Source organism: Rothia sp. 27098_8_161 (assembly GCF_041432905.1).
Taxonomy (GTDB): domain Bacteria; phylum Actinomycetota; class Actinomycetes; order Actinomycetales; family Micrococcaceae; genus Rothia.
In genome coordinates, this window is the sequence record NZ_JAPWAL010000001.1 from 111,404 (window position 1) to 130,093 (window position 18,690).

General features: G+C 59.3%; 15 protein-coding genes and 1 tRNA gene. 3 read left to right on the forward strand and 13 right to left on the reverse strand.

The window, feature by feature from the left end; genetic code table 11:
• Nucleotides 1-110: 110 nt before the first annotated feature.
• The 6 genes from O3648_RS00445 to O3648_RS00470 all read right to left on the reverse strand — a co-directional run bounded on the left by O3648_RS00445 (nt 111) and on the right by O3648_RS00470 (nt 5,917).
• Complete coding sequence (locus O3648_RS00445) at nt 111-449, reverse strand: RNA polymerase-binding protein RbpA (RefSeq protein ID WP_279739894.1); 339 nt, start codon at nt 447-449, stop codon at nt 111-113.
• A 189-nt stretch (nt 450-638) separates the two neighbouring features.
• Nucleotides 639-1,634: an SPFH domain-containing protein gene (locus tag O3648_RS00450; RefSeq protein ID WP_371567749.1), complete on the reverse strand. Its 996-nt coding sequence runs from the start codon at nt 1,632-1,634 to the stop codon at nt 639-641.
• Between the two features lie 77 nt (nt 1,635-1,711).
• The gene (locus O3648_RS00455) at nt 1,712-2,161 is read right to left on the reverse strand and encodes an NfeD family protein (protein ID WP_279739890.1); all 450 of its coding nucleotides are present in this window, start codon (nt 2,159-2,161) and stop codon (nt 1,712-1,714) included.
• Between the two features lie 537 nt (nt 2,162-2,698).
• On the reverse strand, nt 2,699-3,769 hold the full coding sequence (gene trpD, locus O3648_RS00460) for an anthranilate phosphoribosyltransferase (protein ID WP_279739888.1): 1,071 nt from the start codon (nt 3,767-3,769) through the stop codon (nt 2,699-2,701).
• A 109-nt stretch (nt 3,770-3,878) separates the two neighbouring features.
• The gene (locus O3648_RS00465) at nt 3,879-4,232 is read right to left on the reverse strand and encodes an iron-sulfur cluster assembly accessory protein (RefSeq protein ID WP_005506039.1); all 354 of its coding nucleotides are present in this window, start codon (nt 4,230-4,232) and stop codon (nt 3,879-3,881) included.
• Between the two features lie 290 nt (nt 4,233-4,522).
• Nucleotides 4,523-5,917, reverse strand: a complete 1,395-nt coding sequence (locus tag O3648_RS00470; RefSeq protein ID WP_371567754.1) for a M20/M25/M40 family metallo-hydrolase — start codon at nt 5,915-5,917, stop codon at nt 4,523-4,525.
• A 126-nt stretch (nt 5,918-6,043) separates the two neighbouring features.
• On the opposite strand from O3648_RS00470, the gene O3648_RS00475 reads away from it, so the two are divergent.
• On the forward strand, nt 6,044-6,673 hold the full coding sequence (locus O3648_RS00475) for a DUF3043 domain-containing protein (protein WP_279754916.1): 630 nt from the start codon (nt 6,044-6,046) through the stop codon (nt 6,671-6,673).
• 651 nt (nt 6,674-7,324) lie between these two features.
• Here O3648_RS00475 and O3648_RS00480 read toward each other — a convergent pair.
• The 6 genes from O3648_RS00480 to O3648_RS00505 all read right to left on the reverse strand — a co-directional run bounded on the left by O3648_RS00480 (nt 7,325) and on the right by O3648_RS00505 (nt 14,002).
• Nucleotides 7,325-8,413: a quinone-dependent dihydroorotate dehydrogenase gene (locus O3648_RS00480; protein ID WP_279754915.1), complete on the reverse strand. Its 1,089-nt coding sequence runs from the start codon at nt 8,411-8,413 to the stop codon at nt 7,325-7,327.
• A gap of 77 nt (nt 8,414-8,490) precedes the next feature.
• Nucleotides 8,491-9,282 (reverse strand): isoprenyl transferase, encoded by a 792-nt coding sequence (locus O3648_RS00485; RefSeq protein WP_279754914.1) that lies wholly within the window; start codon nt 9,280-9,282, stop codon nt 8,491-8,493.
• A 262-nt stretch (nt 9,283-9,544) separates the two neighbouring features.
• The gene (gene recO, locus O3648_RS00490) at nt 9,545-10,396 is read right to left on the reverse strand and encodes a DNA repair protein RecO (protein WP_371567757.1); all 852 of its coding nucleotides are present in this window, start codon (nt 10,394-10,396) and stop codon (nt 9,545-9,547) included.
• A 201-nt stretch (nt 10,397-10,597) separates the two neighbouring features.
• A complete protein-coding gene (locus O3648_RS00495; protein ID WP_279790341.1) occupies nt 10,598-10,873 on the reverse strand; it encodes a hypothetical protein in 276 nt (91 codons plus the stop codon).
• A gap of 349 nt (nt 10,874-11,222) precedes the next feature.
• Nucleotides 11,223-12,182 carry an L-lactate dehydrogenase gene (locus O3648_RS00500; protein ID WP_371567761.1) on the reverse strand — a complete coding sequence of 320 codons (960 nt, stop codon included), beginning with the start codon at nt 12,180-12,182 and terminating at the stop codon, nt 11,223-11,225.
• A 275-nt stretch (nt 12,183-12,457) separates the two neighbouring features.
• Nucleotides 12,458-14,002 carry an amidohydrolase gene (locus O3648_RS00505; protein WP_314077779.1) on the reverse strand — a complete coding sequence of 515 codons (1,545 nt, stop codon included), beginning with the start codon at nt 14,000-14,002 and terminating at the stop codon, nt 12,458-12,460.
• 339 nt (nt 14,003-14,341) lie between these two features.
• Between O3648_RS00505 and O3648_RS00510 the strand changes: the two genes are divergently transcribed.
• The gene (locus O3648_RS00510) at nt 14,342-15,427 is read left to right on the forward strand and encodes a 2,3-butanediol dehydrogenase (RefSeq protein WP_279739869.1); all 1,086 of its coding nucleotides are present in this window, start codon (nt 14,342-14,344) and stop codon (nt 15,425-15,427) included.
• 281 nt (nt 15,428-15,708) lie between these two features.
• On the opposite strand, the gene O3648_RS00515 is transcribed toward O3648_RS00510, so the two are convergent.
• Nucleotides 15,709-15,794: transfer RNA gene (locus O3648_RS00515), tRNA-Leu, on the reverse strand.
• Nucleotides 15,795-16,016: 222 nt separating this feature from the next.
• On the opposite strand from O3648_RS00515, the gene pepN reads away from it, so the two are divergent.
• On the forward strand, nt 16,017-18,689 hold the full coding sequence (gene pepN / locus O3648_RS00520; RefSeq protein ID WP_371567763.1) for an aminopeptidase N: 2,673 nt from the start codon (nt 16,017-16,019) through the stop codon (nt 18,687-18,689).
• The last annotated feature ends 1 nt before the right edge of the window (nt 18,690 follow it).

The window sequence follows — 18,690 nt, forward strand, 5'->3', positions numbered from 1 at the left end:
CTGGCTCATGTACCGACGGAGTCAGCACCAAAACGGGGTGGAAGCCCACTAAAGTGCGAGTTGCTCTTAGCGGGCTTCTACAGCGTTTCTACAGCATGTCTACGGTGCTTTTAGAGCGCGTAGTGCTTGCGGTAGTATTCCAAGCGGCCTTCCAGAGTCTTTTCCAGCTCTTCGATGCTACGACGTTCCATGAGCATATCCCAGTGGGTACGTGCGGGCTTCCCCTCTTCGGCGTCTGCGGTGGAGTCGCCGTTGACGAGGTAGGCTTCCTTACCGGACTTTGCGGTCCATACCGAGGGGATTTCTGCTTCTGCCGCGAAGGTCACGAAAACGCGGTCACCGTCTGCGGTACGGTATTCGACGCGCTGGCGGGGCGCGGGCTGTACGTTCGATTCGGTTTCCATCGACTGGGAACCCAGGCGCATACCGCGCAGGCTACGATCGCTCATTTTTCCTCCAGTGTCGTCGGGTGCGCTCTTTGGCGCTTTAGGCGTAACGTTGGGCGGGGGAGAGCTATTCCCTCGAACGTTTACAAAACATCTATTATATCGGTAATAGTCTCCACCCGCCCAGCGTGGTGGTGTTTATTCGGCGTGATTTTTGGTAATTCACGCCTTTTTATGCGTTAGATTTCGCGTTTAGCTGTTGATGCCGTAGCTTCCGGATGCCTGCGGTGCGCTCTTGGGTGCCGCCGCTTCAGGCTTCTTCGGTGCGCCTGCCAGGTCGGATGCGGGCAGGGTGCCAAATGCGTTGCCCAGACCGCGCAGTGCATCGCCGAGTTCGGTCGGGATGAACCAGAGCTTGTTGGCGTCACCTTCGGCGAGCTTGGGCAGGGTCTGCAGGTACTGGTAGGTGAGCAACTGCTGGCTGGGGTTGGATTCGTGGATTGCCGCGAATACCTTCTGCACGGCTTCTGCTTCACCGTTTGCCCGCAGGATTGCGGACTGTGCGTCACCTTCTGCACGAAGGATCTGTGCCTGTTTTTCACCCTCTGCACGCAGGATGGCTGCGCGGGATTCGCCCTCTGCGGTCAGAATGTCGGACTGCTTCTGGCCTTCTGCGGTGAGGATTGCGGCGCGGCGGTCACGCTCTGCACGCATCTGCTTCTCCATGGAGTCCTGAATGGATGCCGGGGGCTGGATTTCCTTGATATCCACGCGGGAGACGCGCAGGCCCCAGCGTCCGGTGGTCGAGTCGAGTACCCCTCGCAGCTCCGCGTTGATCTGGTCGCGGGAGGTGAGGGTCTGCTCCAGGTTCAGGCCACCGACGACATTACGCAGAGTTGCGCTGGTCAGTTCATCCACGGCGCGAATGTAGTTGGTAATTTCGTAGGTCGCCGAGCGGGGGTCGGTGACCTGGAAGTACACGACGGTGTCGATGCCGACCACGAGGTTATCTTCGGTGATCACAGACTGCGAGGGGAAGGAAACGACCTGTTCACGCAGGTCAATCAGGGGCAGCACACGGTCAATCACGGGGATGACGATGTGCAGGCCGGGGTGGAGAACGGCGTGGAACTTACCCAGTCGTTCGACGATGCCGGCTCGTCCCTGCGGGATAACGCGCACGGTCTTTGCGAGCATCGTCAGTACAAAGAGAATGAGTAGGACTGTCAAAATAAGGCTGATAGGCATTGCTTCTCCTTATGGGTGAGTTATATGGTGTGTTTTTGTATCTGAATCTGCTTCTAGAGCCGGTATTCAGATGGGTCTTAAGCGTAGGGGAGAGGCTCTACGATTGCAGTAGCACCCTCGATGGCTCGCACCCTCGCGTGTGATCCTGCAACAAGCGTTCCGGAGGCGGTGCGCGCCGTCCAAGTGTCGCCCGATAGTACCACCAAGCCGGTTTCACTAGTCACATCTTGAGTGACGCGCACCTCAGAACCAATGAGCGCTTCGGCATTAGTGACAGCTCCGGTGGCTGTTTTATTAAGTTTTTTCAGCAGCGGCGGGCGCAGACCAAGAACCAAAATCAGGCAGGTTACCACGAAAATAACGGTTCGAATCAACATGTTATCCACGAAGGGTGATATTGCTGCAGTGACGCCTGCACTAATTGCCAGCATGAGAAAGAACAGGTCGAGGCTGAGCATTTCTATGACGGCGAAAACGAGTGCGAGTGCGACCCAGAGTGTCCAGGGTGTCCCAAAAAGCCAATCCACGAGTTTTCTCCTTTGATGTACATCAACCGGCGTGGTTGACACTAAATCTGTACACGAGGCAATGACACCTTCGTGATGCGGGGTATATCCATTATTCCAGGTGGATTGAGTACTGTCGACGGTTCTGGTGACCGGGTGAGGTTAATACATGAACTGTTAAGACTTTATTTAGATACGGGGAATCTTGGGTTCATTCTAGACCTCCCTAAAAAGCCGATAATATACATTATGTAAAGTAAACCTATTTTTCACTACCCCACCGGCTGCCCACCGATGGTTTATACGCTCTAGCTGGCACGGACCAAACCGGGGCTCCTGATAATGAAACTGTTGCGACTGCACTGTTCCATGCGGGAGCTCGGGATCCGCACCCCTCGCATCTTTCTCTGCGCTCAGCGCACCTCAGCCAGCCGTACACTCACATGCTCCGAACCTCTGACTCCTCAGTACGTCCCGTTAAACGACAAACACCCGAGACAAGCTCACACCATTCAGTGCGCCCCATCTCGGGTGCCTATCATCAGCTACTAGGCTTCTTTATTCTGCATGCTTGGAGCTGAACTCTACCCAGGCATTGAGCACGCGCTCCGCTGCACCGGATGCAATAGATTCGCGTGCATCAGCCAAAGCCTGCGTGAAGCGGGCCTCAAAGCTTTCGCCGTTGGTCGGGCGGTACGCGACCAGGCCAGCGGCAGCGTTCATCATCACAGCATCGTGAATGGCACGCAGCGGGCTCTTCGGGGCCTCGCCCTCCCCCGCCAAAATTGCACGGAAAACGCCCGCGTTGTACTCGGCGTCGCCGCCACGCAACTGCTCCAGCGGTGCGTTCTGCAGACCATACTCGGTCGGATCAAAACGGTACTCGGTCAGTTCACCGTCTACGGCCTCCCACAGGCAGCTCGTGGTGGCGATGGTCAGCTCATCCAGGCCGTCATCACCACGGAAAATCAGGGCGTGATCTCCGCGCTCCGCGAAGACGTGAGCCATCTTCTCAGCCATGACCGGGTTAGCAACACCGATAGCTGAGGACTTCACGCGAGCCGGGTTCGTCATGGGACCCAGGTAGTTGAAAGCGGTCGGAATGCCCAGCAGGCGGCGAGTCGGGCCCACGTGGCGCATTGCCGGGTGGAAGGTCATCGCAAACAGGAACGTGATGCCGGTCTCGCGAGCGCATTCGGCGACTGCGGGAATGGGCATGTCGAGGCGGATTCCGAGGGCTTCGAGGACGTCTGCGGAGCCGGATTTGGAGGTGGATGCACGGTTGCCGTGCTTGACGACGGTGGCGCCGGTGCCTGCGATGACGAGGGCTGCCATGGTGGAGATGTTGACGGTGTTTTGCTGGTCGCCGCCGGTGCCGACGATGTCTACGGCGTGGGGGTCGATGTCGACGGTTTCGGCTTTGGCGATCATGCCGGCTGCGAGTGCGCCGAGTTCTTCGGGGGTTTCGCCTTTGGAGTGGAGGGCGGTGAGGAAGGATGCGAGGATCGGCTGTTCGGTTTGGCCGGTCATGATTTGGTCCATTGCCCAGGCGACTTCGGTGTCGGTGAGGTTTTGGTGTTTGACGAGCTGGTTGAGGATGTATTTCCAGGTGATTTCGTGCGTAGTCATGTGTTAAGTGTAAAACCCCCGCCGCGTATCTGCATGGTTGGTCGCAGTATGCGAGACGGGGGTTTGTTAGGCGTGTTGCGCTTTAGTGGCGCGGGTGGGTGCCTTCGGTTTAGTGGAAGGAGTCACCGCATGCGCAGGAGCCTGCTGCGTTGGGGTTGTCGATGGAGAAGCCCTGCTTTTCGATGGTGTCTTCGAAGTCGATGGTGGAGCCGTCGAGGTAGGGTGCGCTCATCTTGTCGACGATGACTTCTACACCGTCGAAGTTGCGGACTGCGTCGCCGTCGAGGACGCGCTCGTCGAAGTAGAGCTGGTAGATGAGGCCGGAGCAGCCGCCGGGCTGGACGGCGATGCGCAGGCGCAGGTCGGTGCGGCCTTCCTGTTCGAGCAGGGTGCGGACCTTAGTCTGTGCTACTTCGGTGAGGTTGACGCCGTGGGTCGGCAGTTCGGTGGTGGTTTCACTCATTGGTGTTGTCCTTTTGTTTGGTTGGTTGCCCATGTGCGCCGCGTGTGGGTGCGTGTGGGCGTTTTAGCCTTCACGATACGCGCCCGGGTGTTTGATGTACAACCTAGGGTGTGCATAGTTCGCCGGGGGCGTGAGTGTTGGTGTGGGGGTTTGACATGTAATTCTGCTTCTAGAATACCGAAAAAGTGGGGGTTGGGGTGTGGGACCCTTCTCCCCCACTTTTTGTGGCTGTTTCTCCCCCGCGCTTCCTGAAACTTTCTATCCGAGTGGGTACTGGTTAGCGGGCGCGTTTAGCGGGCGCCGAGTGCGCTGAGCAGTAGCGCCTCCGCGAGGATTGCGTTCTTGAAGTCCGGGATGTAGAGGGACTCGTTGGCGCTGTGTGCGCGGGTGTCGGGGTCTTCTACGCCGGTGACGAGGATTTGTGCCTGCGGGAAGATGTCCTTCAGATCGGAGATGAACGGGATGGAGCCGCCCATGCCGGTCTGTACGGGTTCGATGTCCCATGCGGCGCGCATTGCGTCGAGGGCGGTCTGTGCGCCGTCTGCGTCGACTTCGGTGGCGAAGGGCATGCCAGAGTCAACGGCGGTGTAGTTCGTCTGTGCGCCGTGGGGTGCGTGTGCCTTGATGTGTTCGGCGAGTGCGCGGTGTGCGTTTTCGGGGTTGTCGCCGGGTGCTAGGCGGGTGCTGATGCGTGCGCGGGATACGACGGCGAGGGTGTTGGAGGAGGTTGCGATGGAGGGGATGTCCATGCCGATGACGGAGATTGCCGGCTGGGTCCACAGTCGGGAGGCAACGCTACCGGTGCCTGCCAGGGGTACGGTGTCAAGGATTCCGGAGTCGTTGCGGAAGTCTGTTTCGGCGTATTCGAGTTCGGGTTCGGGGGCGCGGTGTAGGCCTTCGACGGCTACGGCGCCGGTGGCGTCGTGCAGTGTGGCGATGAGCTGTGCCATGAGGGCGTGGGCGTCGAGCATGGGGCCGCCGAACATGCCGGAGTGGATGGCGTGGCTGCCGACGCGTACTTCGATGTCGCCGGATGCGACGCCGCGTAGGCTGGTGGTCAGTGCGGGTACGCCGGCGCGCCAGTTGGCGGAGTCTGCGACGACAATGTAGTCGGCGGACAATTCCTCACGGTAAGTGTTGAGGAAGGCGACGAAGGAGGGTGAGCCTGCCTCTTCTTCACCCTCAATGAAGAGCTTCACGCCGAGCTTGAAGTCTTCGCCGAGAGTTTCGTTGAGGGCTGCGAGCGCGGCGAGGTGTACGAGGATGCCTGCTTTGTCGTCTGCTGCGCCGCGACCGTAGAGGCGGTCACCCTTGCGGGTTGCGACGAAGGGGTCGGTGTCCCACAGCTCGAGGTCGCCGGCGGGCTGCACGTCGTGGTGGGCGTAGAGCAGGATGGTCGGGTAGCCTTCTGCGGCGGGGCGGGAGGCGATGACGGCGGGCATGCCCTGCTTTTCGGTGCCGTCTGCGGTGGTGTAGGTGGCGCGTTCGATGCGTACGTTGTCGAAGCCTGCCTTGGTTGCGAGCGCGGCGACTGCTTCGGCGCTGCGGTCTACTTGGGTGAGGTCGTGCGATTCCCAGGCGATGGAGGGAATGGCGACGAGCTCGGTGAGGGTCTGCAGGTTTGCTTCGAAGTTTTTGGTGACGGCGTCGCTCAGGGCGCTGTGGTGGGTGAATTCAGTAGTCATATTTCTACCTTACCCCCACCTTGGCCCTGTCTTGGCCCCGACCGCCGGGTGGTTGGGTTCGTTTCAGTTGCTGGTGTGGGCTTGTGGGGGCGGGTTTGGTGTGTGCCGTTCGGGTATGATGGGAGGGTGTTTGGTCGTAAGAAAGAGAAGGCTGAAGCGGAAGCTGTTCAGCCGCAGGTTGTAGAGGAGCCTCAGGCTCCGGTTAATCCGAAGTTCACCCCGAAGAAGGGCCGTCCTACTCCTTCGCGTAAGGAGCAGCAGGCGGCTCGTCGTCAGCCTCTGGTTGTTAATGACCGTAAGGAGGCGAAGGCTCGTGAACGTGAGGCGATGGCGAAGGCTCGTGAGCGTCAGAATGATGCGTTGATGGGTGGCGATCAGCGTTACCTGCCCGCTGTGGACCGTGGTTCGCAGCGCCGTTATATCCGTGATTATGTGGATGCGCGCCGTAACCTTGGCGATCTTATGCTGGCTGTGCTGCTGGTCCTGCTCATTGGTGGCTGGATTGCTCAGGGTGTGGCGGGTACGTCTTCTGCTGCGGCTCCGATTTATTACGGTTCCGTGTACGCAATGTATGCGCTGATGATTCTGTGGGTTGTTGACTACTTCATTTTGTGGCGTGGCTTGAAGAAGAAGCTGATTGCGAAGTTCGGCGAGGTTCAGCGTGGTTCTGGTATGTACGCGTTTAACCGTGTGATGATGATTCGTCGTATGCGCCGCCCGGTTCCGATGGTGAAGTACGGTGAGTACCCGCACTAAGTCTTAGTGCCTTATAGGTACTTGGGGAGAGGTCCTGAAGGTTCAGGCCTCTCCCCTATTTTTGTGTTCTTATTTTTATGTTCTTACATGAGGAGCCACATATGCTCCGAGAAGCTACTTCTTTGAAGGTTTCCGTATAGTCTCCAGTTTGAATTGAGTAATTTTCATTCAAGACCCAAGCGCGAATCGTCTTCCAAGCCGAAAATCGACTTGTCTCGATATCCCTATTCCGGTGCCTCAGGCTTGGGGTCATTCTGGGCGGTCCCTTTGAATCAGTAGGGCGGTACTCCCCATCCGGTGCCTTTGAGCCGCCCGAGTAGCAGCGGACAGTAGACGGGGTGGCACTCGCCGAAGGCGGCTCAGATGCTGAAGCCGACTCACTAGGCACGGCGGAGGCGGTGGCTGCCGCCTCATTATTCGCCTTCTGGCCACACACCGCGAGCAAGGCGCCAAGGCCCACGAGTGCGCCGCTACCCAGCAGGCGCGACAATTCAATGCTTTATACGTCAAATAACTATGCGTGCTATCGGCGGAATAGAGGGCACACAAAAAGGGGGCACCGCCTCCACCCCAACGGGTAGAGAACGGTGCCCCCTTTCAGCACGCAGAGTCAGCGCGACGGGAAGCATAACGCTCCCGCCTGCAAACCTTCTAGCGGCGAGCGCGGCGTAGCTTCACCAGGCCACGGTTAATGTGTGCCGCCCAGAGCGGCCCCTCATACAGGAACGCGGTGTAGCCCTGCACCAGGTCAGCGCCAGCGTCCAGGCGCTCCTGCACATCCTCGGCGGTGGTCACGCCACCAACGGAGATGATGGCGAGGTCGTCACCGATTTCACGCTTGAGCAGGCGCAACACCTCCAGGGAACGGGGCTTCAGCGGCGCACCGGAAAGGCCGCCAGAACCGATTTCCTTGACCTTGGTCATGTCGCTGGTCAGGCCCAGGCCTTCGCGGGCGATGGTGGTGTTGGTGGCGATGATACCGTCCAGCTTCAGTTCCTTCGCAAGGGCTGCCACCTCGATAACGTCCTCATCAACCAGGTCCGGCGCAATCTTCACGGTCAGCGGTACGTGGCGGTTGGGGCATACGCGGTCTGCCTCTTCACGCACGGCGGCAAGCAGCGGGCGCAGCGACTCGATAGCCTGCAGGGTGCGCAGACCCGGAGTGTTCGGGGAGGAGACGTTCACGACCAGGTAGTCTGCCTGCGGTGCCAGGGTGCGGGTAGAAATCAGGTAGTCCTCGATAGCGTTATCGAGCTCGACGACCTTGGTCTTGCCGATGTTCACACCAATGACGGGGCGTACGGCGCCGCGGTATTCGGTTTCGAGGTCTGCGCGGGCGGCGGCTACGCGCGGGCCTGCCGCTGCGGCACCGTCGTTGTTGAATCCCATGCGGTTGATGACCGCCTTATCTTCCACGAGGCGGAAGAGGCGCGGCTGCGGGTTGCCCGGCTGTGCCTGACCGGTGATGGTACCGATCTCGACGTGGCCGAAGCCGATACCAGCCAGCGCGGCAATGCCCTTACCGCCCTTGTCGAAGCCTGCAGCCAGACCGAACGGCGAGGGGAAAGTAATGCCCATGACGGTAGTTGCCAGTTCGGGTGCGGGCTGGAAGTACTTGCGCAGCGCGCGGGTGATGCCGACGTTGCGCAGGGTCTGAACGCCCCAGAAGCCGACGTGGTGTGCCTTCTCGGGGTCCATGCCTTTGAAGAAGATGTTGAAGAAGGTCGGGTAGATGCGCATTTATTCTCCCTAGTGTTGGAGGGTGTGGGTGGTTTATGGGGCTATGAGCCGGGCGTGCCGGGCCTGTATGTCTGGAGTTACTTGTTGTTGGCGACGGCGTCAACAGCGCCACCGTAGCGGCGGTCGCGGCGCGCGTACTCTTCGACAGCTTCCCAGAGGGTGCGGCGGTCAACGTCGGGCCAGAGCACGTTCATGAAAATCATCTCGGCGTAGGCGCTCTGCCAGAGCAAAAAGTTCGAGATGCGCTGCTCACCGGAGGAACGCAGGAACAGGTCAACGTCGGGCAGGTCAGGCTCGTCCAGGTATTTCTGGATGGTCTTTTCGGTAATGTTGCCGGGCTTGAGCTTGCCCGCCACTGCGTCCGCCGCGATAGCTGCCGCCGCGTCAGCGATTTCTGCACGGCCGCCGTAGTTCACGCACATGGTGAGGGTGCAGACGGTGTTATCGATGGTTTCACGCTCGCAGTGTTCGAGCTCTTCAATGACGTTCTTCCACAGCTTGGGTCGGCGGCCAGCCCAGCGGATGCGCACACCCCAGGTCTTGAGGGTTGCCAGCTGACGCTGCAGCACCTCGGTGGAGAAACGCATAATGAACGCAACTTCGCTGGGTGAGCGCTTCCAGTTTTCGGTGGAGAACGCGTAGGCGGTCACGTACGGGATGCCCATTTCGATAGCGCCCGCAACGACATCCAGCAGTGCCGCCTCGCCGGCGCGGTGGCCCTCGGTGCGGGGTAGGCCGCGTTCGTTGGCCCAGCGTCCGTTACCATCCATGACAACAGCAACATGCTGCGGAATGAACTTCTTCGGAATCGGCGGCGGGGTTGCCCCGGTGGGGTGTGCGGGCGGGGGTACGGGCTGGGTGCGTGCCATATGTGCCTTCCTTCCCTGGCGGGTTCTCCCCCGGGGGTCGTTTGCCTAGATATGCGCCAGATATAAACCTGGTGTGCTGTTAGCTATTTTACCGTGACACAGCGCGCATGGGCGGGTGCTTCGGGGGTTATTTTGCGTCCTGGTTGACCCATATTTGACGCACCCGTGTGCATCTGCGCTGTACCGACTGTTCCGGGTGGGTTCTGGCGGGTCTTTGCTATGCCGACCGGTCTTTACTGAGCCAATTTTTACTGCCCCGGTTTTACGGTGCAGGATTCTCCGCTTCGAGGGCACTCGCCGTTTTGAGGGGGTGTTCAAGCAGGTTCTGGGTGGTTTTCAGGTAGAGTCCCAGAACTTTGGAGGCAACCGGCACGGGTGCGGTGTCAATCGTCGCCCAGGCGCGCGGATCCGCCGATGCGGTGGCGAGCGCATAGCCGAGCTCTTCGGCGCGCAGGCCGGTTAGGGGTGTGTCGGTGGCGGGTGCGCATTGGGGGCAGAGGACCGTGTGGTGCCCGTAGGTGTGGGCGGTGTGGAAGGCAATGTACCTGCCGCTTCCGCTTGTAGTACCGGGGGTGCTACTGTCTGCTCGGTTATCGCCCGGGTAATCTGCGTTCACGAGCGGGTTGCCGCATCGGGTGCAGTTTTCACCGATGAGCGGCCAGCCGGCGGCGTTCATGCTGCGCGCCAGGTAGCGTGTCAGAATCCTCTGCGGTACATGTTGGCCGTGCGCGAGCGCGGCAAGCGCCCCGTGGGTCAGGGTGTAGATGTCGGCGGTGCTGTCGGTATTTTTGGTGAGTGCTTCCGCCAGTTCGGCGATGGTAGAGGCGCACGTGTACGCATCGTAGTTCGCCATGATCGGTGCGGTGTAAGCGTGCAGGGTTACCGCCTGGGTGATGGTGTGCAGGTTGGTGCGGCCGCGGCTGAAGGACAGGTCGGTGTGCATGAACGGTTCGAGTCGTCCACCGAACTTGGAGGTGGGTTTGCGTACGGCTTTGGCGACGGCGTGGGTGATTCCGCCGTCGCGGGTGAGCATGATGATGATGCGGTCGGTTTCGCCGAGTTTTTGGGTGCGGAGGATGAGGGCGGCGTCGCGCCAGGTGCGGGATTCGCTCACGGGTTTCTCCGTTCTCGGTACATGCTCTGTGGATGTGTGGTGGATTCTCAGTCGGTGTTCGGCGGCCGCTCAGTAGACGCTCGGTAGGCGTTGAGGGCAAAAGCTACGCGGATGTTGCGGGTACGGTTCGACCCCTGCCTCGTTACCCCGTGTAGGGGTACCGGTCAGGGGTCGGTCCGTAACGTATATGTGAGGCGCTATTTAGTCCTCGTAGTCGATATCGTCGTCAATGTCGTCTTCATCGTCGAGGATTTCTTCCAGGTCGTCCTCGTCTTCGTCACCGTAGACGCTCAGGGGGGTGACCTCGTTGTAGGCTTCGAAGAGGGCATCTTCGTAGGCTTCGAAGGCGTTGGCGATTTCTACGTATGCCTCATCGACGGCGGGGTCGTGCTCGCCGGTTCGGTTTACGACGGCGGTCAGGTGCGCCTCCAGTGCGTCAAGGAGGCGGGTGAGTTCGGTGCGAGGATCAATGCTCATGCCATTAATTCTACTACTTACGCGTCTATGGTGTGCTCCCGGCGGTCATACAGCGGTTTAAATGCGGGACCGTGAACGGGCACGGCAGGTAAAACGGTAGCTAGAATCGCGGCGATAGTAGCAAACGCCAAAGCCAGAGCGGTATAGCCAGGTTGGTAAAACCAAGTGTGCATGCAGCACATCAAGCACCGCATAGAAATATCTCCAGACACAGCGAACCCGCCGCCCCCAGTTCCCCCACTCCTGAAGGGGGCAGATGCCGGGTGCGGCGGGTTCTTCTGTCGGTTAGCTCAGCTATACGCTGCGCCTACTGAATGTTTACTTCTTGCGAATCATGAACCCGAGAGAATTAGAAACCGAGGGAAGCTGCGGATGCGCGGATTGCCTCAGCGGATGCCTTCAGCTGTGCCAGCTCAGCATCGTTCATGGGGACCTCAAGCACGCGCTGGATGCCCTCACGGTTCACGATGGTGGGCAGGGACAGTGCAACGTCCTTGAAGCCGTACAGCTCGCCTGCAATGGTGGTGGAGACGGGCAGCACTGCATTCTGGCCGCCGAGGAATGCCTCAGCGATACGTGCACCGGAGATACCGATTGCGTAGTTGGTGGAACCCTTGCCCTCGATGACCTTGTATGCTGCGCGCATAGCTTCGGTTGCCAGCTCTGCACGAACCTCTTCGGTAAACAGCAGCTTGCCGTCCTGCTCCCACTCGGTCAGGGGAACCATGCCGATGTTTGCTGCGGACCAGATGGGGAACTCGGAGTCACCGTGCTCACCGACCACATTTGCGTGAACGCTCTTGATGGAGACGCCAGCCTTGTTAGCAATCAGCCAACGCAGGCGGGAGGAGTCCAGAACGGTACCGGAGGACAGCACGCGGTTTGCGGGCAGGCCGGTAATCTTCTGGGCAACGATGGTGAGAACGTCACAGGGGTTAGTGACGAGCATGATGATTGCGTTGGGTGCTACGGACAGGATGTTCGGCAGTAGCTTCTCGAGGATTGCGACGTTTGCGCCTGCCAGTTCGAGGCGGGGCTGGCCGGGCTTCTGGCGAGCACCAGCGGTGATGATGACCATGTCGCAGTCGCGCAGCAGTTCGATGTCGTCGCCACCGGTTACGGTTGCTTCGTGTGCGAACATTGCGCCGTGTGCGATGTCCAGTGCTTCAGCGTGTGCGCGCTTGCCGTCGATGTCGTACAGGACGATTTCGTCTGCGGAGCCGCGGACCATAGCTGCGTATGCGGTTGCGCTACCGACGCCGCCTGCACCGATGACGCCGAGCTTGGTGGGGTTGTTGACACCGTTCATTGCTGTATGCCCTCTTTCGTGAGAGTTATCCGTGTGGTGCGAGAGGATTCTCGCGTGGTTTATAGGGAAGCGGGTGTGTGCCTCGGGGTTGAATTTCCTTAGGTGGTCGTTCTTCTCCGGTGGGCTCGCTCCGTTATGTTCTATTATGCCGCAAATTCTGCGTTTTGTGTTGGGTTATTTTGCTTTTTTCGATAGGTGCTGGTGACTTTATGGGCTATGAGGGGTGTTTTTCACTCATAAAACCAAATAATGACGTTCTGACCTTTTGAGCAAGCTCACATGCCGCTAAAGTAGCCCTCTACATCCACGGCACCGCCGGAAGCCTCAAAATCAGCACGAACCACCTGCGCCAACTCGTCGTCAACCAGGAAATCCAAAGCCACAGAAGCCAAACCGAACGCAGCATCCAGGGCAGCATCCACCGCTGCCGGAGTGTCCGCACAGTGCGCGAACTCCACCGTATGCATACCGGTACCCTCTGGAGCAATCTGAATCAGCGGGTGAATGCCGGGCACACGCAGGCTCACATTACCAAAATCGGTAGAAGCCGCCAAGGTGTCGCTAACCGTGCCGGGTGGATACGGGTGGCGACCCACCGAACGCTGAGCCGAAACCCAACGCTTCAACAGCGGACGGTTCGTACGCACCGGCATGGTCATCGGTGAAGAATCCCAGGTCACCTCCGCACTCACACCAGCCATGAGCGCCGCACCGCGCAGCACCTCCTCAACCCGTCGCGACAGTGCACGCAGAGTCGGCGCATGCTTAGAACGGATATTAATATGCAGGCTCGCGGTGGCAGGAATCAGGTTCGGCGCGTCCCCACCGTGGTCAATAATCGCGTGGATACGGTCCGAACCGGGAATCTGCTGACGCAACAAACCCAAACCCTGATACGCCAGATTCGCCGCGTCCAGGGCGTTACGACCCATAAACGGGTGCGAGGAAGCGTGCGCGCTTACGCCCGTATAGGTCACGCGACATTCGCGGCGACCCAACCACGCCTGATCGGCCACATCCATAAAGTAGGGGTGCACCATAATCGCGGCATCCACCTGCTCAAACGCGCCGGCGCGCGCCATCAGCTCCTTACCGGCATCAGACTCTTCGGCAGGCGTGCCGTAGTAGAGGACCCTACCGCTGAATGCCTCGGGGCCGGCGGCGAGCGCATCCACCAGGGCGAGGAAAGCACCCAGCCCGGATACCGCAATAACGTTGTGACCGCAGCCGTGGCCGATGCCAGGCAGTGCATCATATTCGGAGAGAATCGCAATGGTGCGATGTTTGGTGGGGTCGTAGTCGGCACTGGTGAGTTCCACCTTGAACGCGGTACCCAGGCCGAAGGCAGGGTACTCGATACTGAGGTTCGGGTACGCTTTGCGGACCGCATCAACGAGCGTTCGGGATGCGAAATACTCCTCGTAGGCAGTCTCAGGATGCGCGTGAATCGCCTTGAGAATTGCGGTCAAAGAATCCGCACGAGTGGCTACAGATGCGGCCAGGTCGCGGCGAATATGCGCCAGCCCACTGTCTTCATCAAGACGGTGACCGCGCCCCTTTCCATGACCCTGGCGCTCGCCGCGGCTACGCTCCTGCTCAGGATGCGCAAGCCCACACTTGTGGCGGTGCTCAGCGGCACGCTTACACTGCTCAGTTTCAAGGGCAAGGATCTCGGAGTACTCGCTACCGCGCACGCAATCAGCATCGGGCGCATCATAGTGGCGGGTTATTGCGGCAGGTCGGTTCGGTGTCATTCGACCGGAACTGTCAGAAGTGGGCTGGGTGTGGGAGGCGGTGCCCTGTGCGTTCGCGTCAGTCATGCTTCCACGCTACCGTCTGCGCTCGCCGGGCGCTAGATGGTCAGGCGTGATGGAGTCGAAAACATCCAAAAAGAAATATCTGTCACATAAAAGAAAATTTGTATATATCCTATGAATCTTTGATTCATTGGAGTAGCGTTAAACACATGGGAGCGACAATCCAGCCGCACCCATCACCATCCGGCGCTAGCGATGCAAATGCCGGCAGGACAGTTCACAACCGGTCCAAACCATGTCGTTTGGGCCTCTGTCAATACCGTGACAGACCCATGGATGCGAACCGTACCAGCATGCACACACCGCGGTGAGCGCCACAACCACGCTAAGGAGCTCCATCCCATGAAGGCAGCACGCTTCTACGACCGCCACGACATCCGCATTGAAGATATCCCCGCACCCGAAGCCGCTGCGGGCGAGGTTCTGGTTAAGGTCGCCTGGTGCGGCATTTGCGGTACCGACCTGCACGAATACCTGGACGGCCCCATCTTCTGCCCCCAGCACGGTCACCCCCACCCCATTTCTGGCGAGGACTCCCCCGTCACCCTCGGTCACGAATTCTCCGGTGTTGTTGAAGCACTGGGCGAAGGCGTGGACGACCTGCAGGTTGGCGACCACGTTGTTGTCGAGCCCTACATCATTCGCGATGATGTCTACACCGGCCCCGATTCCAAGGACTACCACCTGTCTAAGGACATGAACTTCATCGGCCTGGCAGGTCGCGGTGGTGGTCTGTCCGAGAAGGTTGCCGTCAAGCGTCGCTGGGTTCACAAGATTCCTAATAACATTCCCCTGGACGAGGCTGCACTGATTGAGCCCCTGAGCGTTGGCTACCACGCTGTTGAGCGTGCAGGCGAGTTCGAAGAGGGCGCATTCGCGCTGGTCACCGGTGCTGGCCCCATCGGTCTGCTAACCTCCGCAGTTCTGAAGGCTAAGGGCGCTAAGGTCATCATCTCCGAATTGTCCCCGCTGCGCCGCCAGAAGGCTCTGGACTCCGGTGTTGCTGACTACGCTTTCTCCCCCGCAGAGACCGACGTTCTCGCTGAGATTCACAAGCTGACCGACGGCCGTGGCACTGACATCGCCTTCGAGTGCACCTCCGTTCAGCCCGCACTGGATCTGATTCTGGATGCCCTTAAGCCGACCGGCAAGGTTGTCATCGTCTCCATTTGGGGCAAGCCCGCTTCCCTGGATGTGCAGAAGATTGTGCTCAAGGAAATCGATATCCGCGGCACCATCGCATACGTGAACTCCCACCCGGAAACCATTAAGCTCGTTGAGTCCGGCAAGATTAACCTCAAGCCCTTCATCACCGGCAAGATTGCCGTGGAGGACCTAATTGACAAGGGCTTCGACACCCTGATCCACCACAACGAGACCGCTGTGAAGATTCTGGTCACCACTGACCCGGAGCGTCTGGCTGAGTAATACAGTTTCAGCTGATATAGCTGTTCTTCTAGCTTCCCTAGCGTAGCTAGTGTGGGGTGAGATTCCTTTCAAGGAGCCTCACCCCACTACTTTTTTGCGCGCTGATATATTTTGAGTGCTTCTTTGCGCCAGAAGTTTCTGCGCCTATTTTTGCAGCCCGAAAGTTTTCAGTCTGAAAGGTTTCAGCCGAGGTCTTCCCGAAAGGCGCAGGCCAGCAAACTGCTGGTGAAATTGTCCAAACATACAAAAATCCCCGGTTCCGAAGAACCGGGGATTATCTGTGCGCGAGGGGGGACTTGAACCCCCACCCTCTAATACGAGGACTAGCACCTCAAGCTAGCGCGTCTGCCTATTCCGCCACCCGCGCAGGTGACTTTCGAACGTTTTCCTTTCGGTGCCGCTCGAAGCAACACGTAATACTATACGGGCTTTCTGGATACTCTGCAAATCGAATGAACATGTTCTATATCACATATTCAGGGTTGATTGATTCCCCGCATTCTGGGTGATCTTCTCGCACCGCGAGTAATATGACCGGCACGCCCACTCAACTGCCATATTTGCGGTCATAACGACTAGAATAAAAAGCATGAATAATGAGAACCTCTCCCGCGAAGAAGCCGCAGAACGTTCGGCTCTCATCAGTGTCGACACCTACGACGTGCATGTCGACCTGACTAATGCCAAGGACCCCGAATTCGAGTCCTACCCTACCGTCACCACCGTCCGATTCTCCTGCAACACCCCCGGCGCAGAAACTTTCATCGACTACATCCACCACAGCGTCGACTCCGTTAAGCTCAACGGCACCGAACTACCCCTGGCTGATGTCGTCGACGGCGCACGCATCACCCTGCCCAACCTGCAGGCAGAAAACGTGCTCACCATCCACGGTCGCTCCTACTACTCCCGCTCCGGCGAAGGTATGCACCGCTACTTCGACCCCTCCGACGGTCGCGTCTACCTGTACACCCAGTACGAGCCCTCCGACTGCCGCCGAGTCTTCCCGAACTTCGAGCAGCCCGACCTGAAGGCAGTCTTCAACTTCCGCATCACCGCGCCCAAGGACTGGGTCGTCAGCTCCAACGGCGTACTCGAAAGCCAGGTCGTAGACCCCGCCGACGACTCCATCACCAAGCGAGTCTTCTCCCCCACCGCAAAGATCTCCACCTACATCACCGCAATCGTTGCCGGCGAATACTTCACTGCAACCACCACCTACAAGCCCAAGAGCAAAGTCAACAGCGGTGACATCCCCCTGGTCGCATACTGCCGCCAGTCCCTCAAGCCGCACTTCGACTACGACCACATCTTCAAGGTCACCGAAAACGGCCTGGACTTCTTCCAGGACCTCTTCGACTACCCCTACCCGTACCCCAAGTACGAGCAGGCATTCGTACCTGAATACAACATCGGCGCAATGGAGAACCCCGGCCTGGTCACCTTCACCGAAGATTACATCTTCGTCTCCGGCGCAACTGAGGACGACCTCGAAGGCCGAACCAACACCATCTGCCACGAAATGGCACACATGTGGTTCGGCGACCTCGTCACCATGAAGTGGTGGGACGATCTGTGGCTCAAGGAGTCCTTCGCAGACTTCATGGGCACCCTCGGCGCTAAGGAAGCCAACAACTTCAACGACGCATGGGTCACCTTCGCGAACAACCGCAAGGCATGGGCATACATGCAGGACCAGCTGCCCACCACCCACCCCATCGTCGCTGACATCCCCCACCTGGAAGCAGCATCGCAGAACTTCGACGGCATCACCTACGCAAAGGGCGCATCCGTGCTCAAGCAGCTAGTTGCCTACGTCGGCTTCGACACCTTCATCGAAGCAGCACGCGTGTACTTCAAGCGTTTCGAGTGGGGCAACACCTCCCTGAACGACTTCCTGCAGGTACTCAACGAGGTGTCCGGCCGCGACATGCAGGCATGGGCTAACGCATGGCTGCAGACCTCCGGCGTGTCCGCACTGGGTACCAAGCGCGTCTACGGCGAAGACGGTCGGCTCACCGACCTGATCCTCACCCAGGAACTGCCCGCACAGCAGCCCGCAGGTCTGGGCCGCCCCCACGTGGCAAAGCTGGAAACCTTCGCACTGACCGACGGCAAGCTCACCTCCACCGGCCTACTCTCCCTCGAGTACCCGGCAGAGCCCGTCTCCGAGCACCGCGTAGAGCTCACCGAGGAGCAGAAGAAGCTCGTTGGTGAAGCTGACCTGCTCATGCTCAACGCAGAAGACCACACCTACGCCAAGGTCGCCCTGACCGACGAAGACGGCCTGCAGGCAGCTATCGAAGGTGTCTCCACCCTCGAATCCGCACTTTCCCGCGGCCTCATTTGGGGCTCCCTCTGGGAGAACGTGCGCGATGCACGCCTGCCCGTCACCACCTACGTCGACGCAGTCGTACGCAACGTCTCCAAGGAACCGAGCGCATCCCTGCTGGGCACCATGGTCAACAACGCACAGGTCGCTATCGCAACCTTCTCCGCACCCACCGGCCGCGAGCGCCTCTACGACGCTCTCTACGACGCATTCGCAGCAGCACTGGCACAGGCTAAGCCCGGCTCCGACGAGCAGCTGATTCTGCTGCGCGCCCTGATTTCGGTCTCCACCAACGCGACCAAGGGTGAAGAGCTCTGCCGCGATATTGCCCGCGGTGCTTTCGAAGACACCACCGGCGATATTGCTGACGCAACCGGCATTCCTTACGACCAGAACCTGGGTTGGAGTGCACTGGGTGCGCTCGCAAGCCGCGACCTGGTGACCGTTGAGGATCTGGACCGTGCGGCTAAGTACAGCCCCTCCTCGATTTCTTCGAATGGTTACGCGTACGCGATTGCGGCCCTGCCCTCTGCTGAGCGTAAGGCTGCCGCGTACAAGACCATCATGGAAGATGAGTCACTGTCGAACGACGCTCTGGCTTCGACCATTAACGGTTTTGCTCGCGGTCCGGTTGAACTGCGTGAGTCCTACTACGACTCCTACTTTGAGGCTCTGCTGCCCCTTTGGGCGTCCCGTTCAATTGGTATGGCGACCCGCATTGTGCGTGGCCTGTACCCGAAGGCTCCGTACAACACCGGCTCCACCGAGGGTCTGGGTGTTGAGGGTAACCCCTCCGTCGCGCTGGCTCAGCGCTGGTTGGAGGCGAACCCAGAGGCTCCTTCGGCTCTGCGTCGTCTGGTTCTAGAGGCGCAGGATCACGGCCACCGTTCAATTGTGGCCCAGAAGTTCAACGTTTCCCTACAGGACTAAG